Source organism: Vibrio sp. QJM3NY_15 (genome assembly GCF_057785995.1).
In genome coordinates this window covers 1635831-1660157 of the sequence record NZ_CM173518.1, presented here as the reverse complement: position 1 = coordinate 1660157, position 24327 = coordinate 1635831, and the positions used below count along the sequence as shown (strand labels likewise).

Sequence of the window (24327 nt, the reverse complement as noted above, 5' to 3'; positions counted from 1 at the left end):
TAAAAATCACCACCTTTAGAGTAAAGAGAAAGTAGACCTAAATCCAAAACAAACTGCTCTTTTTCGCTTTAAGCGTAACGAGTTGACCCCAAATAGTTTTGATTGACTAAGCTATGTTCGAATTCTTGCCCGGGCATCGGCTTTCCGTAGAGGTAACCTTGTCCAACATCGCAGCCTTCTTCAACGATGAATTGCTCCTGAACTTCTGACTCAATGCCTTCGATGGTGACTTTTAAGTCGAGTTTTTTGGCAATTTGAACAATAGAACGAACAATCTCTTTGTCTTCACTTGAGTTCAACATTTGGTCGACAAAACTCTTATCGATTTTGATCGCGTCAAATGGGAACTTCTTGAGGTAACTGAATGAGGCATAGCCGGTACCGAAATCATCAAGTGACAATGTAACACCAATATCATGCAAAGATTCCAAGGTGTTCTTAGCCACCACTTCATCCGCGATCAGGCCGCTTTCAGTGACTTCGAGTTCTAAAAAGTGCGGTTCAAGGTGATAGGTTTCTAAGAGGTGAATAACCTGTTCGGCAAAATGTACGTTCTTGAGTTGGACGGCAGACACATTAACCGCCATTTTGAAATCGTCGACGTATTGTGACCACTCTTTGGCTTTTTCAATCGCGTTCCGCAACACAAAGCTGCCAACCTCGAAGATCAAACCATTCTGTTCCGCCATGTGAATCAAGGTTTCGTTTGAGATATCACCAAGAACAGGGTGTCTCCAACGTAACAGCGCTTCTGCGCCAACCCAGCGATGAGTGAGCGGGCAGACTTTTGGCTGGAAATAGAGCATCAAGTCGTCATTACGAACGGCGTGTAACAAATAACCTTCGATCTTATTCAGGTGACTTTGTTCTTCGGTATGTGACTGAGAGTAATAAGCAAACTTTTGCCCTGAGTCTTTACAGGCAAGCATCGCTTCTGACGACTTTTGCAGCGCACTTTCAGCATCGTCTTCGTTGTCAGTTATCGCAATACCAATAAAAGCATGCAAATGAACCTTGTCATTATCTATGGCGAATTCTGAATGGCCAACATTAACCAAACTCTTGCACAGTTCTTCGAGGCGATGCTGTAAATCCTTAACGCTGAACGCCAATACGAGGTCAACAGAAGTAGGGCGCGCCGTGAAAACTTCAACATCGGAGATGCTTTCGATTCGTTGACGGTATTCAACCAACACTTGGTCTAATGCGTTATAACCGTAACGAGCTTGGATGCGTCGACCATTGGTAAAGCCGATATGAATGACAGCGTAGGAACAATCGGTCAGTCTATTCTGGGTAGCCAACCTTTGGTTTAAGCGAGATTCAAATGCGTTGCGGTTCAAAAATCCGGTACCAAGATCGTGGTTCTTCTGGAAGTTGATTTTTTGTTCAGCCGCTTTGCGCTTATCAATCTCTTGGTTGAGTGAGTAGTTCAGGCTCGCGAGATCTTTAGTTCGAGTGTAAACGCGGTTTTTTAACTCTTCATTCATCTGAGTCAGTTTCGCGTGCTGAAACAAAGTCTTGAGTTGAGATTCGATTGAAGTACGAAAGCTTTCAAGTAACTTGATATAGGTAGGTGTGTAGTGGTTTTCTTTAGAATCTAAGATGCAGATCGTACCGAACAACTCGCCATTCGGCCAAAGTAACGGAATACCACAATAAGACACCAAACCAAGTTTGATATCAGGATTATCTTCCCATTCGGGATCAGCCAAGGCGTTAGGTACAACGAGATTTTGCTGAGATTCCATTACCTTTTCGCAGTACAAGCCATTGCCTAATGTTTCTGAGTCGCCTTGGGAATAAGGATTGTTTTCGCTACGGCTGGTTGAAAAAACTTCGATGGAGTTGCTGTGGACACGCATGATGAGAGCCGCTGGGACCTCCGTGATCTGAGCCAGCAAGTCGACAATATTTTGCCAACCGGATTTCATGTCGTCTGGGATGTCTAAATCTAGAGTTTTAATTTTCTTCATATGACTCCGAGTCAATTATGCTTAATGCATCAACACATCCTGTGTTAATTATGATGAAACCAAATAGCCTGTGAACATTACGTTAATTAAGTATAAGAAAAGTTGCAGAAAAAAACCTCTGCAATTTTGCAGAGGTTTTCAAATATGAATCTGGGTCTCAGTAATGAGATAAGTTTCGATTAAGGCTTTAACTTTATAAAATCTTCAGTGTTAAGTTTCTGTTTATAGTCTACCGATGGTTGAGCAAAACCGTTCAACTGTAAAAACTCTTCTTTAAAACCTTGATAGTCACCGATTGATTGGAAGTTGTTTTCATCCATGGCTTCAAGTAACTCTGTCACATGAGCTTGGGTTTCTGGATCGAGTTCCCATTCATCCATTCGCACTAGTCGTTCACCATCAAGTGGCACTTTTTCCTGACCATACAGTTTGCTGCTAAACAAGCGCTGCATCTGTTCGATACAACCTTCGTGCGTTTCTTTCTCTTTCATCACTTTATATAAAGCAAGCAGGTAAGGGCTTAACCCCGGAATGAATACGCTTGCCTTGGTGACTAATGCCTTACACACGGTCGCGTAAGCATTGCCATCAAAGTTAGCTAGCTCAAGATTAAGTGCATGGCTGGTTTGATGAAGGTCGATCTTAGCTCGCCCCAAAGTACCGTCTAAGTAGATAGGGTGCGTCACTTCTGGGCCAACATAAGAAAATGCGATGGTTTTACAGCCTGGAGCAATCGATTCAGCATTGATCAGCTCGTCTATCCAGTTTTCCCAGTCTTCTCCACCCATGACTTTAAGTGTGCTTTGGGCTTCTTCTTCGGTTGCTGCTTCAAGCGTGTTAGTTACCCAATGATCGTGTTCAAGAGATATCGTCGCGCCAGTGACGCTTTCACCAATTGGCTTGATCGCAGAGCGCCAGAAGTCTTCGGAATTTGGTTTCGGTCTAACGCCAGCGGCTAAGCTGTAGATAATGAGATCCACTTCGCCTTCGAAGTAAGTTTCGATGGCTTCGACAACTTGGGAGCGTGTCTCTTGTGAAAAGGCATCGCCAACGATGTTGATCGCAGTACGCTGCTCTCGTTCGGCCTCTCTTCTGAAGTAGATATTGTTGTACCAACCTGCAGTGCCTAAGGATTTTTCATTAGGACCGCGCTCGAATGAGACGCCGATGGTGTCTGCTTTAGCACCGCCAAAGGTAAGGGCGATACGAGCGGCAAGCCCGAAGCCAGAGGATGCGCCGATGATCAGGACTCGTTTAGGGCCATCTTTGATTTGCGGCGCACTCTTAACAAATTTGATCTGTTGTTTGACGGCTTCTTTACAGCCAAGAGGGTGAGCGCTTTTGGCTACCACACCCTTGATAATAGGTTCGATCAGCATAAATAACCTTACAGTTAACGGTGATATGCACTCAGGCTAACGTAAAGCTGTGTAAAATTTATTGAGCTAGACCATTAAAACTTAAAGATACTGATATAATTCTTCGGCGACGAATTCAGCGATCCAAGGTTGAGCTTCTGGTTTTGGGTGCAGTCCATCGTTCATCATCCACTCAGGTTTGAGGATGATGTGCTCAAGGAAAAAGGGTAAAAGTGGCACGTCTTGTTGATCAGACAGCGATGTAAAAACGTACTCGAATTGTTCGTTGTAACGTTTGCCGTAGTTAGGTGGGATTTTAATCTGCATCATAATTGGTTTTGCGCCCGCGGCTTTTACTTGCTCGATGATCTGATCCAGATTCGCAGACATAAGCTTAGGTGGGAAGCCACGCAGTCCATCATTCGCGCCGAGTTCAATAAGAACGGTGTCTGGGGCGTGTTCTTCAAGCAGTTGCGGTAAACGCGCTAAGCCATTGCCCGTTGTGTCACCAGAAATACTGCCGTTGACCACGTTCACGGTTTTATCATGTTTTTCCAATGCGTCTGGCAACAAACTTGGCCAGCTTTGCTTGATATCCATGTTGTAACCCGCGCTCAGGCTATCGCCAAGTACCAATAACTTGGAAACTTGAGCTGACGTAGGGCCTTGAGCTAACGAAGCGGTTGAAAATAAAATAAAAAATAAAAAGGAAATTAGTCGAGTCATGCATACATCCATCATAAAAGCAGAAGCTGTTTCCAAGACAGTGTCTACTAATCAAGAACATTTAACAATCTTAGAGCATGTTGATATCGATATTCGTGAGGGTGAAACGGTTGCGATTGTCGGTACTTCAGGTGCGGGTAAATCCACGTTAATGACACTGCTTGCAGGGCTCGATGTGCCAACATCTGGCGAAATCAGTTTGTTAGGCCAACCTCTATCACAGCTGGATGACGAAGCGAGAGCCAAAATCCGCAGTGAATTCGTTGGGTTTGTTTTCCAAAGCTTCTTATTGATCCCAAGCCTTTCTGCGCTGCAAAACGTCACGCTACCTTGTTTATTGAAAGGTGAAGACGAAGACATCGAACGCGCGACGGCTCTGCTTGAATCAGTGGGCTTGAAAGATAGGCTTGATCACTTGCCGTCTCAACTGTCAGGTGGCGAACAACAAAGGGTCGCATTGGCTCGCGCGTTTATGATTAAGCCTAAAATTTTGTTTGCCGATGAACCAACGGGCAACCTAGACCAACAAACGGCAGCGAAAATCGTCGAGTTGTTGTTTGAACTCAATTCATCGCACGGCACCACGCTTGTTCTCGTCACGCACGACCCTAAACTCGCACAGCGTTGCCAGCGAACCTTGAAAATGCATGTCGGTCACATAGAGGAAGTGTAAATTGAATTCATCACACGGACTGAACAAACGACTGTTTTCATGGAGCATCGAAGAAATTCGACATGGTCAGTTATGGCCGGTATCCATCGCTCTAACGCTCATCATTGCTTGTGTGTTCGCGCTTTCAGCTTTGGCTGAGCGTATGGAACAAGTGATCGTAAAGCAGGGCAAAGATGCGTTAACCGCCGACAGTGTATTTGTATCGGCAAACCCAATCCCACAACCTTTATTAGATCTGACTCAGGTTGAACAGTTAGAAAGCTCTCAGTTAACTCGATTCTCAACCATGGCATTCAGTGATAACTCGATGCAATTGGTTACCGTTAAAGCCGTAGAGAGCAATTACCCTTTACGCGGTGAAATGATACTAGAAGGTGCGGATAACGCGGCAAGCAATCATGTTGAACCGGGGGAATTGTGGCTTGATGAGCGTATATTTGCTCAGCTAGAAGTTGAAGTAGGTGACAACGTCATGATAGGCGATGCCGATTTAACAATTACAGGGCGTATCGCGCAAGAACCGGGCTTGAGTTTTAACCCTTTCCAACAAATGCCTGCAGTCTTGATTCACAACAGCGATGTTGAAGCGACAGGCGCGATCCAACCAGGTAGCCGCGTTAGCTTTAGACTGTTTTTAAATGGTGATGAATCGAAACTCAAAGCCGCACAAGACAGTATCGAACTGACACCAAGTGATCGCTGGCGTACACAAGACTCAGCCAGTCGTACCAATGAGATGTTCGAAAGCACGACTCAATACTTATCGCTAACGGTAGCCATCGTTGTGATCATGGCTGCGACCACTTTAGTTCTGACTTGCCAACACTATGTGGCGAGTCGTCGAAAAACCATCGCGATGCTTAAAAGTTTAGGTGCGAGTAAGCAGTGGATCATTAAATGGCTATCTGTACAGGTATCTCTGTTAGTCGTAATTGGTGCTGTACTGGGTATCGCCATTGGTATTGGCTTAGAGTTTTTATTGCGAATCCCACTGGGCGACTTACTCCCAACACCACTTCCTAGTTATGGTGCTGAGCCTGCAATACTGGCTATTGTATCAAGCATCTTGATTGGCGTACCCGCGTTAGGTATCCCACTAATAGGCTTGGTCAACACATCAGCGATCAGCGTTATTCAATCAAACCATCAGTTACGTGAAAGCTATAAAAAGTACCTGTTATTGCTTGTGCCTATTATTCCAATGATGTTGATGTATGGCGACAACTTGTTGGTGTGGATAGTCTTAGCTGGGATCGCTTGTCTGTTCTTAGTATTAGCGGTCGTGAGTAATGTGGTATTGCGTTTGTTTGGCAAATTACCGACATCAACCTCAATGCGTTTGGCGTTAAGTCGAATCAATCGCACACCTTTTGCGACTGGTATTCAGTTCGGGTCTTTAGCGTTGTCTTTGATGCTGCTATCGATTATCTGGTTAGTGAGAAGCGATTTATTGTCGGATTGGCAACAAACTTTACCTGAAAACGCGCCAAATGCGTTTGCACTGAACATTGCGAGCTATGAGAAAGACGATTATCTCGCGACCATTGATGCCAACGATGTAGAGCGTACTCAGGCGTTTCCAATTATTCGTGGCCGCTTAACCACAATAAACGGAGTCGAAGCGAACGAGTACAGTGATACATCAGAAGGGACAGATGCACTGAGCCGAGAGATTAACTTTACGTGGGGAGACGCTCTACCAGTCTATAACGAAGTGCTTGAAGGTGCTTGGACTCAAGAGAAAGGTGTGTCCGTCGAATCTGAAGTGGCTGAACAGCTTGGCTTGGAGATTGGTGATGAGCTAACCTTCACGATAAACAGCCAGAGTGTTGTGGCCAACGTGAATAGTATCAGGAAGGTAGAGTGGCGTGAAATGAAGCCAAACTTTTACTTCATCTTTACACCGGATGTATTGAGTTCGATTCCTTCTACTTGGTTGGTGAGCTTCAGATTAGAAGAGCAGCACAATCAAATGCTCAACGATCTGTCACGTAATCACCCGACTGTAAGTTTGATGGACATTCGAAAGATGGGCAGCAAGATACAAGAGCTGCTTAAACAAATCGTCTGGTCAATCACCGTGCTCGCGGCACTTGGCGTGGTAGCGGGGCTGTTGTTAATCTTCACGCTGTTAAGATTGAGTCTATCTCAGAGACAGCAAGAGATTCGTTTATATCGAACCTTAGGGGCGAGTAAGAAGCGCATTCTTAATACCATTTGGTGTGAATATGGATTGATGGCACTGGTGGCGGGCTCGATTGCAGCTTTGGGCTCCGAGCTGAGTGTCGCTGGTGTGATGAACTTCGGCTTCGAGTTAGAGCCATCACTTCATCCAATGTTGTGGATTGTTTTACCTGTGCTGACTTTCATCACCTTAGCGGCGGTAGTTAACAGTTTGATTAAACGTTTATTGGCGCCAGTAAACAAAGACTTTGGATAGTCACTAAAACGATATTGGTTAAGTAAAGGCGGGTGACTCACTTACGTCACCCACACTTTGTAAAGCGGCCTTGCAGCGAATACCTATTTATATCTTTTAGGTCACTCGCGATAGGCCGCTTTTTATTTAACCAACTCGTGTGACTTACAAGATATATCTCACCTTAAAATAGACATTTCTCAGCATTAATTAAAACTCATTGTTCAATATCGCCGATTTTATGAACATCGGTTAGTCCCTGTAAACAAAGGGTTTGCGCAACTTAGCAAGAACGTTATCAACAGTTATCCACAAAAACGGTGGATAACTTTAGGGATAAGTTAACATCGATGTTTTACGAGTATTGAGACAGCCTTTATGTGGCGTCACTTAGGACAAATCTGACTGTTAGATAACCTTCAAATCGTAATCTTGAGTTATTAAGTCAAGAAATTATTTTTGTTTTTTTTATGGATATTAAGAAGCAGAATGCTAAGACCTTGATAAAAATGTGATTTAATTCATCGCCGAACAAAAGTAGAATAGAGGCAGTTAATCTAATTCTACAGAACACGATGAACCACAACAAAACGGATACAAATCAACCTTCTATTGCCATTGTTGGCGGCGGTATTGCCGGAACCACAAGCGCGATTCACTTTAGTGAGTTGGGTTTTAAGGTAACTATCTTGGAAAAAGGGCCGAGTTTGGTTAATGGTCCACCAATTTGCCACCTGCACGCTGGCGGCAATTTGTATCGAGATATTTCTGTAGAGCAGTGTCTTCAATTGCTCACACAGTCAATTGATACCGTCCGCTTGTTCCCTCATACCATCAATATTCGTCCGACAATCATCGCCGTACCGCATAGTGATGGCGGTGAACCGATGGATCTGCTTCCACGTCTCAAGATAATCAAAAGCGCTTACGCTGAGCTTGTTAAACAAGATAAAAGCAACCAAGTGCTTGGTGACCCGGAAGAGTACTACAAGCTCTACAGCAAAGAGGAATTGCTAGAGATAGCTGAACGAACTCAGCCCCTAAAACCAATGTCGCTCGATGATTGGTGTATTCCTTTTGCTAAGCACACAGATTTAGACACGCTGAAATACCCTGTCGCGATGGTTCAAGAATATGGTTGGAGCGTATTCCGACTCTCTGCCACGGCTCAACTGTCTCTAGGTCAGCAATCGAATTGCACCGTGTTAACCAACAGCCGTTTAAAGTCTGTTGAATCAACAGGTGAAGGTTGGTCTTTGACTTACACCGATAGGGAAAACCAAAGCTGCAATCTAACAACGGATTATCTGATTAATGCCAGTGGCTTCGAAACCGGCATTGTTGATGATTTCGTAGGCTCTAAGCAGCAACGATTAGTCGAATTTAAAGCCGCATACGTGACGGAGTGGCCATTCTCGCAAGAGTGTAAGGAAGAGTGGCCAGAGGTTATCTTTCATGGCCCAAGAGGCACACCGCAAGGCATGGCGCAATTAACGCCATATGCCGATGGTGTGTTCCAACTTCACGGTATGACAGAAGGGATTACTCTGTTCGAGGGAGGACTTGTTTCTTCATCAACAGACTCGTCACAGCCACAGTTACCTTCCAAGCTGCTTAAGAAAATCGTATCGGGTTGGAGTGAAGAGCAGCTTGAATTAAGAACTCGCGCGGCAATAACGCATATGTCTCAGTTCATCCCAAGTTTCAGTTCTGCACTGGTTGGTGGTAAGCCTTTGTTTGGTGCACAACAGATTCCGGGAACCGATCCAAGCTTAAGAGCTTCAGACGTTTCATTCTGTGGTGAACGCTATGCTCGACTTGAAGTCGTGAAAGCTTCTTCAACATTAGAAGCGGCACAAAAGGTTGCTGAGCAATGGTTTGACGTATCAGAGGCGGTATCTATTGAAGATACGCACTCGGTGACAATGTCACTTAATCTAAATGATATTGAAAACAGAGCGATAGATTTGACACAAGAACGTGGATATCCAGAAGCGCTTGCCAAGGTATCAGGTCAAGATCACGCTTAATAGCTTATAATTAGCCTATCATCATCGACAGCGCTTAACTCCTTCAATTCGGCTTACTGTAATAGGTAAGCCGAATCTTCATTTCAACATCGGTTTAGATACCGAAACTCATCAAAACGACGTCTTCCTAGCTAATTATTCCTAGTTGATTATTCTTAGCAACATAGCACATCGCAAAAAACTAATAGCCGAAAAACTGAGCCCATTGGCACCAAACATCTTGTAAGCCCAAGCGTTCGCCTTTACTAAACAATATTTCATGGCCCGGTTTTGCTTGAGCTAACCTCGGTAAGTCAATTCGAGCAATACACCCAATCTTCGGATACCCACCAATGGTTTGTCGGTCGTTCAATAGCACGATAGGTTGCCCGTCTTGTGGGATTTGAATTGCCCCAAGTGCAATTCCCTCAGATAACAAAGAAACATCAGGAGAAGCGACAGGATCGCCACTGAGTCGATAACCCATACGGTTCGAATTCTGGTCAACACGATAGTTGGAGCTATAGAGCGTTTCCTTCGCAGGTTCAGAAAACAGATTGCATTGATAACCTTCGATAATGCGTAAATTCAAAGGCAAGTTATAGTTCGGCTTGTATCTGAACGTGACACTCACAGGCTTGAAAGGTTGAGTGAGAGGATGTGTCGAGAATGCTATCTTCTGACCTTGTTGGCAAGGCTCACCATTTTGGGTAAGACCACCAATCTTTTCCCGTGTAACCGTAGAACGACTATTTAGAGTCACGGGAACATCAAACCCACCCTTAATCGCCAAATAGGCTCGAAGGCCATTTTTCGGTAATCCAAAAGATAAAACCTGCCCAGTTCGAGCTTGAAAAGTACTCCAGTTCTCAAGCTTCTGGCCATCTATAGCCGCTTGCAAGTCTCCGCCACATATCGACATTTCACAATCATGATCGATCTTGAAAGCGCATTGTCCTAAGGTAATTTCTAACGCGGCTAAGTTTACGGGGTTTTGTAATAGGTGATTAGCCCAACTGTAAGAGTAATCATCCACTGGGCCACCTTGTGTTAAACCGAGGTGTGCAACACCAAACCGTCCGAAATCTTGAATCAAACTCATAGGCCCCGGCTTAAGTACTGTGAGTGTTGGCTTAACCATGAAGCGCGCCTCCTAGTTCAATGAACTCTTCTTTAGTAATGGCTTTAAATTGCACGCTATCGCCAACATTCAATAATGAGAGACCTTGCGAAGCTATGTCTGCACTGGTTAATTGGTCATAGTTGAACAATGATAAAGGGCAGTTACCTATAATATTCCATCCACCCGGTGAGTTAGATGGATAAACAGCCGTTTTTGACCCCGCAATAGCAATACTGCCTTTAGGCACGCTTAAACGCGGAGTCGCATGGCGTGGCAATACCAGCTCATCAGGCACATCAGACATAAAGGCAAAGCCAGGAATAAAGCCAATTGCACTGACGTGGTATGTCTGAGAGGTGTGATAAGCAATAACAGAATCTAACGATAGCCCTTTGTCTTGGTATCGTTCTAAATCGAGTGCGGTCTCTTTAGAATAATAGGCTGGCAGTTCAATAACATTTGATTGGGAATGTTTTTTTGCAAGTGTCGACAAGGATTGAGTGAGTAGGGTGTTAAGTTGTTCAACCAATTGTTGTTCTGATATTCGGTAAGGGAGGTAATCCACCAATATTGTGTGATAAGCCGGTGTCACGTTCATTAATACTGACGCGAAATGTTGTCGAATGGCTTCAGAAAAATGGGCCATGTATCGAGAATCATCTGCACTTGAACTGTGCTCTACACTTTGCGTCACGTTTGAGGAGTAAGCCTGCTTTAATGTAACGAGAACACTGCACTCTGCGACAGGGTCGATATTGAATTCAATCTTGTTCATCTTCATTTCGCTTCCATACTGATACGAAGAAATACGCTTTAAAATACCATTCGTGCTAATCACAGCATATGAGCTTTGGTAATTGGCCATGGTTTCTTGTTTTGTGGTCTTATCTTATCGCTTTATTTTTAACTAACCGCTTCGAAGCTTACAGCTTTCTAGCTTACAGCTTTCTAGCTTTCTAGCTTTCTAGCTTTCTAGCTTTCTAGCTTTCGCAATATTAATTAAAAGCATTGAGGTCTTGTCTGATTTTCTTTATCAATGCGATCGATTGTGGATTATCGCCATGGACACAAATCGTGTCGGCTTCAATAGGGAGTCGTTCACCTTCGAGCGTTGTGACTGATCCGTAATTGACGATCTGCATGACTTGGTTATAGATATCATCTTGATTGACATAAACCGAACCTTTTAAAGTTCTCGGCGCGAGCTGTCCACTGTTTAAATAAGCTCTGTCTGCGAACGCTTCAAAGAGTAGAGGCAAATCATGATCATCAGCGATGTCTAAATACTGTTGATTATCAGAAGAAGAGAGGATCATTAAAGGGATGTTGAACTCAGCAACCGCTTGAGCGACTGCGTTAAACACATCGGTGTTTGCCATCATATCGTTATAAAGGGCACCATGAGGTTTCACATACCCAACCGTAGTATGGTGATAACGACATAGGGCTTGCAGTGCGCCCACTTGATAGCAAACTAATTCGCTGATCTCGTCCATAGTGTGAGGGATTGAACGTCGCCCAAAGCCAACAAGATCTTGATAGCCGGGATGAGCTCCTATCTGAGTATGGTAGTGTTCGGCAAGCTTAATTGTTTTAGACATCACGTGGGGATCGGACGCATGAAAACCACAGGCAATGTTTGCCATGTCGACCCATTCCATGACCGACTCATCATCGCCCATCTTCCAATTGCCGAAACTTTCTCCCATGTCGCAATTAAGCAAAATCTTCGTTGTCACGTGGTGCTAATCCTTTACGTTGAGGTAAGTAATGACGGTCTTATAAATGCCATAAATAAACAGTGACCTGACTCAAACTTTCGATACCGAAAATTTACCAGTATGGCATTTCATATATAGTTGAACTATTGATTAAAGGATTAATATCTATCTGTATATTAGGTGAGCACATGATATCCCGCCAGGTTTGCTTAGGACTAGCATTAACGACACCTGTTTTTGTCTCTGCTCAAGAAAACTCTCTAGACCAGCTCATGTCGATGAGCCTTGAAGAGTTGTCTATGTTAGATGTCGAAATGGAAACGGCTTCGAAAGTAACACAAAAACTCACTGACATTCCCTCGTCGGTGTATGTGCTTTCTAATGAGAGAATTCAGCGCAGTGGCGCGAAAACCATTGCAGAGGTCCTAACACTTGTACCTGGACTCAAAGTCACCAAATTCAATGAAACCTCATGGTTTGTTTCGACGCGCGGCTTTCATGATGGGCTATATAACAAGATGCTCGTGATGATGGATGGACGAAGCTTGTTTAGCCCAGTCTATGGCGGTACGTATTGGAGCGATGTTGATTATGTACTTGCCGACATCGAACGCATCGAAGTACTAAAAGGCCCCGGCGGAACAATTTGGGGAGGCAACGCGGTTAATGGTGTTGTCAATATCATTACTAAGTCTGCCAGTGAGACGCAGGGGACTTATCTCTCAGGTGTCGCTTCTAATACTGATAACTATGAATTTAGTGTTCGTCAGGGATTAAGCCTAAACGACGGTGTGAATGCTCGTGCCTTTTATAAGTACCGAGAAGAGCCCACATATCGCACAAACGAATCTGAAAAATGGAAAGCACAAACGGCAGGGATGGTGTTTCAGCCAAGTAATGCTGAAGAAAGTTGGTCATTACGTATTGGTGGTGAGAAAAGCTTTTATGAGTCGGAGTTGTATACGTTCCAATATGATAACTCGGGATCCTTTGTCAGATCACAAGCCAACGATTTTGATAATAAGAGCCAATCTGTTTACGTCCAGTTCAACGATTCTCGCCATTTTGATGAAAATTCGACACTCTCATATTCGTTATGGGGTGAATATAATGAGGATAACGCGCCAGACGCTCCAGGAAGCTACTCAACCCTCGATTTTGACTCTACTTATATCAACCAGTTGTCGGCAAACTATCAGCTAACACTCGGTGGTGGTCTGCGATATATGTACCTTGATTTCTCCTCAAGCCAAGTTTCGGACGTTGATTGGTACAACCCTGATTACTACGGTCGAGCCTACAATATCCAATCTGCCAATGATTATATTGCGAACGCTTTTATACAGTCTCAAATTCAAATGACGGAAGCGCTGTCTATTACTCTTGGTGCCAAGGTTGAACACTTTACACAGAATGATTCAACTGAGCTTTCACCTCAACTGCGTGGTTTATATAAGTTAACTCAACGTCACTCCGTATGGGCGGGGCTTAGCCGTGCAGTTGTTGCACCATCTTATATGGATTCCAATTCCACCTATTATTTCAATAGTTACAATGCTGATTCAAACAACAGCTACTTAGATGTATATAAATCAAGCTCGAATCTTGATACAGAGAACGTCGTAACGGCGGAAATGGGTTATCGCTACTCAAACAATTCAAACTTTGAACTCGATGTAACGATTTACCTAAGTGAACATGACAACCTTCGCTTCCACAGTTATGACCCAAACGATATCCCCGCTAACCATGTCTATGTCGGGGCGTTGTCTGATGATTATAAAGCAAAAACTTATGGCTTAGAGTTAGGCGCGAGTTACCAACTCACCGCAGATCTAGCCAGTTACCTGAGTTACGCCTATACGACATTGGAAGGTGAGAATAAAGGTGATGACCCTAAATCTAGTCCTCAAACGAGTGTTTATTACGATATTGATAATGAACATTTAGCCACGGCACAGTTGATGTGGAATATCACAGAAAGTTGGCAATTCGATGTAATTGGCCAGTACATTAATGTGAATTACCCAGACTATTGGGTAGCAGGCGATGGCACTCAATATGAATGGCAGTCTTACCCACATGAAATAACCTTTGATGCGCGTCTCGCATGGAAAAAGTCGTCCGCAGCGCCTTTAATTGAAGTGGTTGTTGAAAACATAGGTAAGAGTAACGGCTATCAAGCTGAATTCACATCTCAGAAAAGCGTCAATCAAGAATCGGTGTATGTGAGGATCTCTCATGAATTCTAAATGGCTTAAGCACCGCATTAAGCTCGGTTTCTTTAAATTAGGCCTTGCCGCTTTAACGATGCTTATTATGCCTTTGAATACCTCGGCAGCTAGCTTCAAATCTTATGAAGTGAAAGCGGTGTACCTTTTTAGAATTGCGAATTTTATACGTTGGAATGATGAAAGCTCAATGAACGCTGTGAACTTTTGTGTGATTGGCGATGAAAAGATAAGCCAAGTGCTAACGTCAATTACAGAGGGGAAATCTATTCGTTCGCTCGCTATCCGAGTTCAACAGTCGATTACTTCTAAGTGTGATATTACGTATTTGTCTGACCGTAAAAATGACCAATTTCTTAGTCAAGAGCACTCCCCACATACTGTGACAATCAGTGATATCCCTAACTTTACGGACTTAGGTGGAGTCATTGAGCTCACTCACATTGATAATAAGCTCAAACCTAAGATCAATTTAGAGAATGCAAGGCGCGGTGACTACGTCATTGGCTCAAATCTGTTACGAATCGCTATAGTGGAGGGCCAATAATGTTGTCTTTCATTAATAACATATCGATTAAAAACAAGCTGATATTACCCATCATCATCTTCATCGCAGTCACTTTTGTCACGATTCAATCAGTAAATTACACTGTCACGTTTGAAAGAGAAAAAGAGAGTCTTATCCAGCGTGTTAAAGTGCTAGCACAAGGTGTTGCTTATAACCTACAAGCCGCGATTCTATTTGAAGACAAGTCATCGGCTCAGGAAATCTTGTCAGCTTTCGTAGCAGATAAAGATATTGTTAGAGTGAAGCTCTATGACATTAACGAGCAGCTTTTTGCAAGCTATCAGGTGAGCAACACTTTGGTTCCAAGGCCAAATACAGATGAATTAAACGATATCGCAGATCATCAATTTGCCATATCTGAGCATTTCATATTTTTACTCGTTCCAGTGACGCTGGATGGCGCAGTGATCGCGAACTTGAGAGTGACAATATCGAAAGAGACGTTTAATGCGATCTTAACGAATATTTTCAAGGTTGCGGTCGTCTACCTGTTGTTTCTGGTGATCTTAGGCGGAGTACTGGTCAAGTTGGTTCAACGCTTGATCATCGAACCGATGTTTGACCTCAATGAGGCGATGCAAGCCTTCGTTGAGCGTCGTTCAAAGCAGCCGAAATTGGTCGCAACGAACCGCGATGAAATCGGTGATCTGGTTCGAGCTTTCAATACCATGTTAGAAAGGCTTCAACATCGCGACAACCAAATCAATTTTACGTTAGACAAGTTACAAGAAGAAAAATCGTTCGCAAATGAGGTCATTGAAACCGTTCAGCACTCGTTGCTGGTGGTGGATGAAAAAGGGCTCATCCTTCATGCGAACGCAGCTACTCGGGATATTTTTAAATGCTCGGAAGCCTTTCTTGAGAACTTGTTGATCCAAGAGTTGATCGCGACCAAGCAAACGGGCTACTTACAAGTTGTTACTGATGCCAATATTGAACTCAATGATGAATTGCTGGAAACCACCGATCTCTTTCAATCAAAACGCTGGCTTCGTGTGAGTAGCCGTTCTTTGACAAAACACGGTCGTATTCTTTACGCAATCCAAGATGTCACAGATATAGAAACGGCCATGAGCCGCCAACGTATTGCAGCGGGTGTTTTCGAAAACAGTAAAGACGGTTTGATCGTGCTGAACTCGTCCAATGTGATAACCATGGTTAACCCGGCGATCACACAACTTCTCGGTTATCACTCTGATCTGCTGGTGGGCAAAACACCATTTGAAGTATTTTCGTGGCAGCAGTTTTCATCACTAATGCCGACAATTCGCAGTTCGTTAGAGAACTATGGTCAATGGCAAGGCGAAGTGTGGGAGAAGAGTGCGTCTGGTACGTTAGTTCCAATGTTTGTCAAAGTGAATAGAGTTGCCTCAGACAATGAGAAAGACGAATTTGATATGGTATTAACGCTGTCTGATTTGTCCAACGTTAAAGAGATGGAAAGACTCGAACACTTGGCTCATCACGATGCATTAACCGGGTTAGCGAATAGAGCGCAGCTGTATAAGGTTATGGATGATGTTGTCACGTCGAGCCACTATTCAAATCAGCATTTCGCGGTTATCTACTTGGATTTAGATGGTTTCAAAGAAGTGAATGACAGCTATGGACACGATGCAGGTGACGAAATCCTTAAAGAAGTATCAAACCGATTGTTATCTCAGGTAAGAGCGGGGGATTTGGTTGCACGTTTGTCGGGTGATGAATTTGTTCTTATTATTAAACAGACAAACAAGGTCTTGTTAGCTAAGTTAGCCGAGCGATTGTTGGATCTGATCGGGCAAGAAGTGAACTATAAACAGCGTTCACTTCATGTGGGAGCGAGCTTAGGTATCCATTTAGTTGATGGCTCAGAGCGTGATATTGACGTGATTCTAAAAGTTGCTGATGAGGCTATGTACCAAGCGAAACGCAAAGGAAAAGGCCAGTTTGTGTTCGCTCGTGAGGGTAAATAGGCTCCGGTGTTTGTGAGCCCACCCTAAGTTGTTGTATCATAAGTGATAGGTTGAATAATTTTAATTAAAAGGTCTGCTAAACATGAATGTTTTAGTTACAGGTGGCATGGGTTACATCGGCAGTCACACAAGTATCCAGATGATCAACGCAGGTATGACACCTGTACTTTTTGATAGCTTGTACAACAGCAAACCAAGCGTTTTAGAACGTATCGAAAAAGTGTCGGGCGTTCGTCCTGATTTTATTGAAGGCGACATTCGCGATAAAGCACTGCTGATTGAAACCATGAAGCAACATAACATCGAAGCTGTTATCCACTTTGCTGGTTTGAAAGCGGTTGGTGAATCCGTTGCTAAGCCTCTTGAATACTATGACAACAATGTAAATGGCTCGCTAGTTCTTGTTGATGCAATGCGTGAAGCTGGTGTGAAAACACTGGTATTTAGTTCATCAGCAACGGTATACGGCGATCCAGCCAGTGTTCCAATCACTGAAGATTTCCCGACAAGTGCAACCAACCCTTATGGCCGTAGTAAGCTAATGGTTGAAGAGTGCTTAACAGATTTCCAACAAGCGAATCCAGATTGGAGCATTACACTACTGCGTTACTTTAACCCAGTCGGTTCTCATCCAAGTGGTGAGTTAGGTGAAGACCCACAAGGTATCCCAAATAACCTAATGCCATTCGTATCTCAAGTAGCCGTAGGCCGCCGTGAATTCTTATCAGTATTTGGTAGCGACTACCCAACAAAAGACGGCACTGGCGTACGTGATTACATCCACGTCATGGATCTATCTGACGGTCATATCGCGGCACTTGAGAAAGTAGGGCGTAAAGACGGTCTTCATATCTACAATCTTGGTACAGGCAACGGTTCAAGTGTATTAGATATGGTTAAGGCGTTTGAGAAAGCGAGCGGCAAACAAGTCCCTTATCAACTGGTCGATCGTCGCCCAGGTGATATCGCAGAATGCTGGGCAGATCCGGCTAAAGCTCAGAAAGAATTGGGCTGGAATGCGACACGTACACTGACTGACATGACCGAAGATACGTGGCGCTGGCAGTCAACGAATCCTGATGGTTTCCCTGGTTGATCTAGTCGTTTCATGAATAGTTAACGTACAAAAAGATGCTTTAGGGCATCTTTTTTGATCTAAATCGAATAAAAAGTAAATTAGTGGTTAAAAAGTATCATTCTGTATTCGTTGTGTTACTATGCTCGCGAATTATATGTTTAATGTTAATTTTCTTTGGAGTTAATCATGGAACTAGGCCTAATCATCACTTTCATCATTGCTGCTGCAGTAATGGTTAAGAAAGAAATGGCAGAGAAGTAAGACGTAATTTCACTTATTCCTTTTTGATACAATTTTTAGTGAAATAGATAAAAGCCAGCATTAAGCTGGCTTTTTAGTTTCTGCTACATTAGTTTTTCTGTATCAGTTAGTTAACGAATTAGAATTCGTATTTAGCTGAAATACCGTAGTTTCTTTCCGCTTGAGAGTTCTCTTTGTAAAGCTCATCATCGCCGCGGATGTCGTTCCAACGGTAGTACTCTTCATTCGTTAAGTTAAACACGCCACCACGAATAGTCAGATCTTTTATTGGCTTGTAGTAAGCCGTCAAGTCAACAACCGTAGCACTTGGAAGCTCAGCTTGACCAGCGTTACCGCCACTTTCGTCATCGAAGTTGATGTCTGAACCAGACTTGTCAGCCGTGTAGTTTAACTTTAGGCTAGTACCCCAGTTTTGGTTTGGAGCGTCGTAGTTAAGGCCTAAAACAGCATTCCAAGGATTCACACTATTTAGTGCATTTCCGTTTCCGTCTTCACCTTCAGTGTATGATGCAACGAAGTGTGTCGAAATGCCTTCAGGCGCGCCTACCAAAACATCCCAAAGTAACGTGTTTGAGAACTCTATCCCCTTAATCGTGGCCGAATCTAAGTTAACGTTAGAATAGTGCGTTGTTCCGCCAACCTTTTTCGTAACCACTGTCTCGATAAAATCATCGTAGTCACTGTAGTAAGCCGCAATTTCAGATGATGAAGCTTGAGTATTATGACGGTAGCCCAACTCGTAAGAGATACTGGTTTCTGACTTCAGATCTGGGTTTGGATCATTTACGTAGCCGTGTCCAGGGTTGTCATACGTGTAGTACAGTTCATCGAAAGAAGGGGCTCTAAAGCCTTGGCTTATTTGGCCAAAAATAGTGCCTGTATCTGTCAGTTTGTATGTTGAACCTAAACGACCTGTTACTGCGGAATCAGAGAAGTCAGTTAACGATTCGATAGTGTTGTTACCTGGGTCCGTTGAGAAGTAATCAAAACGAACACCTGGAGTCACAACCAGCTTGTCATTCATTAGGCTAATTTCGTCTTGAACAAACAGACCGAATTTTTGCTCTTTAGCATCAGGTGTGTATACATAAAGCTGATCGGCAGTAGCTGGGTCAGAGTTGTACTCCATATTGGTGTTACTAATATCACTATGTGTATAAGTCGCACCATATACTAGGTAATGGTTGTTAATCTCTTTGTCTAGCTGCGTCTCGATCTCAAGCTTATCTTCGGTGTATTCGTAGTCTTTTGTTTGTAAGTTGTCGTTGTTAGCCGGTACCCAAGGTGGCATACCTGGACCAGCAGGTTTAAAGCGCTTCGTTACACCATTTTCTTCTTTTGAAATGTACGATACTTTGCTCGTCACGGTATCGGCAATTGCGCCATCAGCGAACCAAATGTGCTTAATAGCGAATCGATTTTGCGTTGTGTCATCAGCGCCAGTATAGCTATCGTAGCTTGAGTGGTAGATGTCAGAGTCTGAAGTATCTTTGATTAGCTCAGCTAAAAACTCGATACGATGACTTTCGTTTAATTGGTATTGCAACTTAACTAAAAGATTATCTGCTGAGGTATCTTGACCTTCAACAGCGTAGTTTTCTAAGTCGTTAGGGTTACGGAAGTTTTGCAACTCTTCGCCATCTCGGCGAGTGTAGGCTACCAATGTTTCTAGGTCACCAAATCGATTCGCTAGCGCAACATGTTCACTAAAAGAATTGTCTTCTGAAGAGTAAGACAATTTAGCTTGACCACCAAAGTCTTCACCATCCTTTAAGAAATCAGAAGGGTCTTTAGTTTCGAAAGCAACAACGCCGCCAATAGCGTCACTTCCATGTAAACTTGAAGCTGCACCTTTGATGATTTCAACGCTTTTTAACATGTCGGGATCGATTGAAATACCGCTAGAGTTAATAAATGCATAAGGACCACCATCAAATGAACCCGGTTGCGATGAACCATCAACCAAAATCTTAACGCGTTTGCCTTCCATTCCACGAATGTTGATAGTCTGTGCGCCTTGGCGAGAGCTCGAGTTCATCGTCACACCCGGAGTGTATTCGAAGATTTCGTTAACATCTTTTGCCATGTTCTCTTCGATTTGCTCGTCAGAGATGACAGTCACAGAAGCCGCAGTATTGATAAGTGTTTGATTCGTACGAGTCGAAGATACAACAACCTCGTCAAATAGGGCATAATCTTCAGCAAAGGCTGAGGTTGATGAAAGCGCTAAAACGATTGAAGCAGAGAGTAGGGATTGCTTATACATCTGATAGTTACCTTAATTCCATAGTATTATCTTGATTTGCGAAAGATAATATTGGATCTAAATGATAATTACTATTATTTGCATTTGAATTTATTTTCAATTTCGTCAGTCTAAACCTGTTTTAACCGTATAACTCGTTGTATTTTAAAAGCTTTAAACGTTCCATTTAGCTGGTGAATACTTCAATTTTTGTGATTAACCTCTCATTTATAAAGTTGGATACTGATGCATAGCCCAATAACACTTGAAGCACTACATATACTGGATGCCATCGATCGTCGTGGGAGTTTTGCGGCTGCAGCGAATGAAATGGATCGAGCACCTTCTTCATTGAGTTATCAAATCCAGAAGTTAGAACAAGACTTGGATATCATGATTTTCGACCGCTCAGGCCACCGTGCAAATTTCACAGAGGCGGGGCAGTTAATATTAGAGCAAGGTAGGATCATTCTTGGTGCCACTGAACAACTCGTTAATGATGCGAGTATTCTTGCAAATGGCTGGGAGTTGGATTTGACCATCGCCTTTGATGGTATTATTCCGATTGCTAATTTCTTCCCGCTAGTCGATGAACTAGGAAAGATCAGTAAGACACGTGTTCGTTTGCAAGAGGAAATCTTAGCGGGTTGTTGGGAATCTCTCACAGATGGTCGTGCTGACTTATTGGTATGCCCTAAGCTCGATACAATTCCAAACGATATGAAAAGTGACGTAATTGGTAAAATGGAGATGGTGTGGGTCGCGGCATCAAGCCACTATGTTCACAAGCGTTCTGGTGAATTCGATCAGAAGGCGAGAGAAAGTTACAGGGTGATTGCAATTGCAGATACAGCACGCGATCAACCCGCTTTAAGTCGTAATATCCTAGAGAAACAACCACGTTTAACGGTAACGAGCTTTCCTGCAAAAGTAGAAGCTCTGACGACGGGGTTAGGGATTGGCACCTTACCGAATGTTATTGCTAAACCACTGATCAAATCTGGCGTTCTACAGCAGATTTCGGGTACCGAGCCGCAGCCTATCGATATCGTGATGGCTTGGCGACGCAACAAAATGGGCGACGCCAAATCTTGGTGTATTCAACACCTTAAAAAAACATGGTCACTCAAATAGCGGTAACACCATATCAGCAGTACCATCTTCAAAACTGATATCTAGCTTGAAACCAAGCTTTTGAGCTAGTGTCAGCATCCCTCTATTCGTTGGCATCGTCATTCCCGACATTTGCTTGGTCTGTTTAGCACGGCAGTAATCGATAACCTTAGTCATCAGTATGCGACCTAAGCCAACACCTTTCAGGTCCGACCGTATCAGTATCGCAAACTCTGCATCCGTGTTCTCAGGGTTAATTAGTGCTCTTGATACACCGATGATCGCAGGCACACCTTGTTCCTTACGAACGACCACGAAAGCAATCTCTCTATCGAAATCGATCTGAGTAAAGTTAGCTAATGCCTCATGATTGAATTCACCGACATCACTAAAGAAGCGCTTATACAAGTCCTCTTTAGAGACTCGATTAATAAAGTCAGCGTGAAGCGGTTCATCTTCTGGAAGAATAGGGCGCAGCAGCACCTCAGTCCCATCCTTTAACTGTATTGTTTCTTCCAGCTCGACTGGGTATGGGCGAATCGCGAGTCTTTCTTGCGGGTCTCCCTCATAAGCTTTCAAGATGATATCGGCATCCAATATCGTGAACTTGTCACCATTGGCCAGTACTGGATGGATATCCAAATCGTGTATTTCAGGGCAATCGACCACCATTTGAGATATACGAACCAGCAACTCAGAGAGCCCTTCAATGTCGATCGGGTTAGGTAATTTCTGTAGGCGAATCTTGCCACTCTTTATCGCTCGAATAATCAAGTAACGAGCCAGCGTCATGTTCAGCGGTGGAAAGGCGGCGGCTGCATCAATCGATTCGTCCCACTCAGAGCCCCCTTGGCCAAGCAAAATGATAGGACCAAAGGTTTCATCGGTTGTGACTTTCACACGTAACTCTTGCCCGCCCGCAAGCTTTGCCATTCCTTGAATCAACAACCCATGAATATGCGCAGTAGGGAACGACAGTTGAGATCGATCGAGAATCGCTTGAGCCGCATTGGCAACTTCACTACTGTTTCGTAAATTGAGCATCACACCTTGCACGTCAGACTTATGTGCAATGTCTGGAGAACGGAGTTTTACTGCGACGGGATAACCAATCGTTTCAGCAATATGTACCGCTTCACTTGGGTCTGAAGCGATCCAAGTTGGCAGAACATCTAAGTTGAAGTGCTTGAAAAACTGACTGTTTTGGTGAGTATCAAGACTAACTGTATCTTTATCCAGTAGTTGGCGTTCTATCCAATTTTTCGCATCAGCCAAGTCTTCAATGTGAACTTTTTCAGCCGTCGTTGGTGTTTCCATTAGCTGGCGTTGGTTACGTCTGTACTCGACCAAGTGCATGAAGGCGACCACAGAACTTTCCGGCGTTCGATAGGTTGGAATACCCGCTTCCGTGAACAGCTTTCTCGCAGGCCTTGCTGTCAGCTCACCAGACCAATTGGTTAATATATTGAATCGCTTATGACGAGGGTGCTTCTTAATCGCTTCAATAATTCGCTCTGCCGTTTGGGCGGAGTGTGCGATAGCAGAAGGACTGTGCATGATAAGAATGGCATCGGCTTCATCCCCATCAAGCAGCGTGTTAATGGTATCAATGTAGCGCTGATCGCCCGCATCACCGACAATGTCGATAGGGTTGCTATGCGACCAACTCGATGGCAATACATTACTCAGCTTATCTAGAGTTTGCTCAGATAATTCCGCAAGCTTGCCACCACGGTCGAATAGGGTATCCACGGCCATAATTGCAGGGCCGCCGCCATTGGTCACAATAGCGAGACGTTCACCACGCAATGGCACCGAGTGAGTCAACGTTTCTACCGCGGCAAACAGTTCATGCAGATTCTTAACTCGCAGCATGCCGCTACGTCGAATTGCGGAATCATAAATGATGTCTAATGTGTCGGCACCGCCTGTGTGTGCCATGGCGGCTGCTCTGCCTTTCGCTGTTCTACCACCTTTTAACACCAGAATTCGTCTGTTACGCGAAGCCGCACGCGCCGCAGATATAAAGCGCCTCGCATCACTAATACTATCGACATAAAGCAAGATTGCTTCAGTGTGCGAATCGGTACTCAAATAATCCAATAGCTCTGAAAACTCGATGTCACTGCCATTACCTATCGAAATAAATGCAGAGAAGCCGATCTCTTTGTCGTTAGCCCAATCAAGAATTGTGGTACAAACAGCCGCAGACTGAGAAACAAAGGCGATTTTGCCGGGTAATGCCGTCACTGGAGAGAACGAGGCGTTCAAATTGAGCCAAGGGACAATAATCCCCAAGCTATTCGGGCCTAACACTCGGATATTATGTTTTTTGGCAATGGCTAGGCATCTTGAATCAAACGTTTCGCCGTTGTCGCTGTGCTGGTGCATGTCGGAAGAGAGCACAATCACTGACGCAATCCCTTTCTCGGCCAACTCTTCAAAGATACCGACATTGCGTGTCGCGTTTGTACACAAAATCGCGAGATCTGGAACGATAGGTAACGACAAAATGTTCTTATAAGAAAGTACACCGGCCACTGAATCGTATTTCGGCGTAACCGGCATCACCGCACCTTTAAAATCCCCATGCAACAAATTGTTCATAACGATATATCCGGCTCGGGTTTCTCGTTGAGAAGCACCAACAACTGCGATTGAGCGGGGTTTAAGGAGGGGATCAAGATGATTCATAGACATATCCTAGCAATGCACGTAAGTTCATCGTAACTTACTTTTGATTCACAGGTTGATGGCAAATTCACCGAATTCAGATGAATAAGCAAACACTGCATAAAGTTTGTGAAATAGGTCACCCACTAATGGTGTATAATCTCAAAGTTAACTTGATTCTAAACCGACGTATCGGCA

At 43.8% G+C, this 24327-nt stretch carries 16 protein-coding genes; 8 read left to right on the top strand and 8 right to left on the bottom strand.

Translation table 11 applies throughout. From position 1 onward, the window contains the following. Positions 1 to 68: 68 nt before the first annotated feature. The 3 genes from AC3CKG_RS23635 to AC3CKG_RS23625 all read right to left on the bottom strand — a co-directional run bounded on the left by AC3CKG_RS23635 (position 69) and on the right by AC3CKG_RS23625 (position 4060). Positions 69 to 1976 (bottom strand): bifunctional diguanylate cyclase/phosphodiesterase, encoded by a 1908-nt coding sequence (locus tag AC3CKG_RS23635; RefSeq protein WP_102542215.1) that lies wholly within the window; start codon positions 1974 to 1976, stop codon positions 69 to 71. Between the two features lie 179 nt (positions 1977 to 2155). Beyond that, positions 2156 to 3355 carry an enoyl-ACP reductase FabV gene (gene fabV / locus AC3CKG_RS23630; RefSeq protein WP_102542214.1) on the bottom strand — a complete coding sequence of 400 codons (1200 nt, stop codon included), beginning with the start codon at positions 3353 to 3355 and terminating at the stop codon, positions 2156 to 2158. 81 nt (positions 3356 to 3436) lie between these two features. Next, positions 3437 to 4060, bottom strand: a complete 624-nt coding sequence (locus AC3CKG_RS23625) for an arylesterase (protein WP_065105729.1) — start codon at positions 4058 to 4060, stop codon at positions 3437 to 3439. On the opposite strand from AC3CKG_RS23625, the gene AC3CKG_RS23620 reads away from it, so the two are divergent. The 3 genes from AC3CKG_RS23620 (at position 4059) to AC3CKG_RS23610 (ending at position 9182) form a co-directional block, all read left to right on the top strand. Then, positions 4059 to 4733: an ABC transporter ATP-binding protein gene (locus tag AC3CKG_RS23620; RefSeq protein ID WP_099165120.1), complete on the top strand. Its 675-nt coding sequence runs from the start codon at positions 4059 to 4061 to the stop codon at positions 4731 to 4733. The two genes, AC3CKG_RS23625 and AC3CKG_RS23620, sit on opposite strands and share 2 nt — an antisense overlap. Before the next feature lies 1 nt (position 4734). Continuing rightward, positions 4735 to 7173, top strand: coding sequence for an ABC transporter permease (locus AC3CKG_RS23615; protein WP_488529496.1), 2439 nt, complete (start codon positions 4735 to 4737; stop codon positions 7171 to 7173). 554 nt (positions 7174 to 7727) lie between these two features. Further along, complete coding sequence (locus AC3CKG_RS23610; protein WP_488529495.1) at positions 7728 to 9182, top strand: FAD-dependent oxidoreductase; 1455 nt, start codon at positions 7728 to 7730, stop codon at positions 9180 to 9182. A gap of 181 nt (positions 9183 to 9363) precedes the next feature. On the opposite strand, the gene AC3CKG_RS23605 is transcribed toward AC3CKG_RS23610, so the two are convergent. The 3 genes from AC3CKG_RS23605 to AC3CKG_RS23595 form a co-directional block, all read right to left on the bottom strand. Beyond that, complete coding sequence (locus AC3CKG_RS23605) at positions 9364 to 10302, bottom strand: 5-oxoprolinase subunit C family protein (RefSeq protein WP_488529494.1); 939 nt, start codon at positions 10300 to 10302, stop codon at positions 9364 to 9366. Next, positions 10295 to 11065, bottom strand: coding sequence for a 5-oxoprolinase subunit B family protein (locus AC3CKG_RS23600; protein ID WP_488529493.1), 771 nt, complete (start codon positions 11063 to 11065; stop codon positions 10295 to 10297). The genes AC3CKG_RS23605 and AC3CKG_RS23600 overlap by 8 nt, the downstream gene beginning before the upstream one ends. Positions 11066 to 11279: 214 nt before the next feature. After that, positions 11280 to 12023: a 5-oxoprolinase subunit PxpA gene (locus AC3CKG_RS23595; RefSeq protein WP_102513921.1), complete on the bottom strand. Its 744-nt coding sequence runs from the start codon at positions 12021 to 12023 to the stop codon at positions 11280 to 11282. A 170-nt stretch (positions 12024 to 12193) separates the two neighbouring features. On the opposite strand from AC3CKG_RS23595, the gene AC3CKG_RS23590 reads away from it, so the two are divergent. The 4 genes from AC3CKG_RS23590 (at position 12194) to galE (ending at position 17855) form a co-directional block, all read left to right on the top strand. Further along, complete coding sequence (locus AC3CKG_RS23590) at positions 12194 to 14257, top strand: TonB-dependent receptor plug domain-containing protein (protein WP_488529492.1); 2064 nt, start codon at positions 12194 to 12196, stop codon at positions 14255 to 14257. Next, complete coding sequence (locus AC3CKG_RS23585; RefSeq protein ID WP_488529491.1) at positions 14247 to 14783, top strand: YfiR family protein; 537 nt, start codon at positions 14247 to 14249, stop codon at positions 14781 to 14783. The genes AC3CKG_RS23590 and AC3CKG_RS23585 overlap by 11 nt, the downstream gene beginning before the upstream one ends. Next, entirely contained in the window at positions 14783 to 16759 is a 1977-nt protein-coding gene (locus AC3CKG_RS23580) for a diguanylate cyclase domain-containing protein (RefSeq protein WP_488529490.1), read from the top strand. The genes AC3CKG_RS23585 and AC3CKG_RS23580 overlap by 1 nt, the downstream gene beginning before the upstream one ends. An 82-nt stretch (positions 16760 to 16841) precedes the next feature. Continuing rightward, complete coding sequence (gene galE / locus AC3CKG_RS23575) at positions 16842 to 17855, top strand: UDP-glucose 4-epimerase GalE (protein WP_099165127.1); 1014 nt, start codon at positions 16842 to 16844, stop codon at positions 17853 to 17855. Between the two features lie 361 nt (positions 17856 to 18216). Here the strand turns inward: galE and AC3CKG_RS23570 are convergent, their stop codons facing one another. Continuing rightward, positions 18217 to 20364: a TonB-dependent hemoglobin/transferrin/lactoferrin family receptor gene (locus AC3CKG_RS23570; RefSeq protein ID WP_488529489.1), complete on the bottom strand. Its 2148-nt coding sequence runs from the start codon at positions 20362 to 20364 to the stop codon at positions 18217 to 18219. Positions 20365 to 20589: 225 nt separating this feature from the next. Between AC3CKG_RS23570 and AC3CKG_RS23565 the strand changes: the two genes are divergently transcribed. Next, on the top strand, positions 20590 to 21477 hold the full coding sequence (locus AC3CKG_RS23565; RefSeq protein ID WP_102542205.1) for a LysR family transcriptional regulator: 888 nt from the start codon (positions 20590 to 20592) through the stop codon (positions 21475 to 21477). On the opposite strand, the gene AC3CKG_RS23560 is transcribed toward AC3CKG_RS23565, so the two are convergent. Next, positions 21466 to 24150, bottom strand: coding sequence for a bifunctional acetate--CoA ligase family protein/GNAT family N-acetyltransferase (locus tag AC3CKG_RS23560; RefSeq protein WP_076670443.1), 2685 nt, complete (start codon positions 24148 to 24150; stop codon positions 21466 to 21468). The two genes, AC3CKG_RS23565 and AC3CKG_RS23560, sit on opposite strands and share 12 nt — an antisense overlap. Positions 24151 to 24327 lie beyond the last annotated feature (177 nt).

Excerpts from the sequence above, each read along its gene's own strand:
- AC3CKG_RS23635 (WP_102542215.1), bottom strand. The coding sequence starts at position 1,976 with ATGAAGAAAATTAAAACTCTAGATTTAGACATCCCAGACGACATGAAA.
- fabV (WP_102542214.1), bottom strand. The coding sequence starts at position 3,355 with ATGCTGATCGAACCTATTATCAAGGGTGTGGTAGCCAAAAGCGCTCAC.
- AC3CKG_RS23620 (WP_099165120.1), top strand. The coding sequence starts at position 4,059 with ATGCATACATCCATCATAAAAGCAGAAGCTGTTTCCAAGACAGTGTCT.
- AC3CKG_RS23625 (WP_065105729.1), bottom strand. The coding sequence starts at position 4,060 with ATGACTCGACTAATTTCCTTTTTATTTTTTATTTTATTTTCAACCGCT.
- AC3CKG_RS23610 (WP_488529495.1), top strand. The coding sequence starts at position 7,728 with ATGAACCACAACAAAACGGATACAAATCAACCTTCTATTGCCATTGTT.
- AC3CKG_RS23605 (WP_488529494.1), bottom strand. The coding sequence starts at position 10,302 with ATGGTTAAGCCAACACTCACAGTACTTAAGCCGGGGCCTATGAGTTTG.
- AC3CKG_RS23600 (WP_488529493.1), bottom strand. The coding sequence starts at position 11,065 with ATGAAGATGAACAAGATTGAATTCAATATCGACCCTGTCGCAGAGTGC.
- AC3CKG_RS23590 (WP_488529492.1), top strand. The coding sequence starts at position 12,194 with ATGATATCCCGCCAGGTTTGCTTAGGACTAGCATTAACGACACCTGTT.
- AC3CKG_RS23585 (WP_488529491.1), top strand. The coding sequence starts at position 14,247 with ATGAATTCTAAATGGCTTAAGCACCGCATTAAGCTCGGTTTCTTTAAA.
- AC3CKG_RS23580 (WP_488529490.1), top strand. The coding sequence starts at position 14,783 with ATGTTGTCTTTCATTAATAACATATCGATTAAAAACAAGCTGATATTA.
- galE (WP_099165127.1), top strand. The coding sequence starts at position 16,842 with ATGAATGTTTTAGTTACAGGTGGCATGGGTTACATCGGCAGTCACACA.
- AC3CKG_RS23570 (WP_488529489.1), bottom strand. The coding sequence starts at position 20,364 with ATGTATAAGCAATCCCTACTCTCTGCTTCAATCGTTTTAGCGCTTTCA.
- AC3CKG_RS23565 (WP_102542205.1), top strand. The coding sequence starts at position 20,590 with ATGCATAGCCCAATAACACTTGAAGCACTACATATACTGGATGCCATC.
- AC3CKG_RS23560 (WP_076670443.1), bottom strand. The coding sequence starts at position 24,150 with ATGAATCATCTTGATCCCCTCCTTAAACCCCGCTCAATCGCAGTTGTT.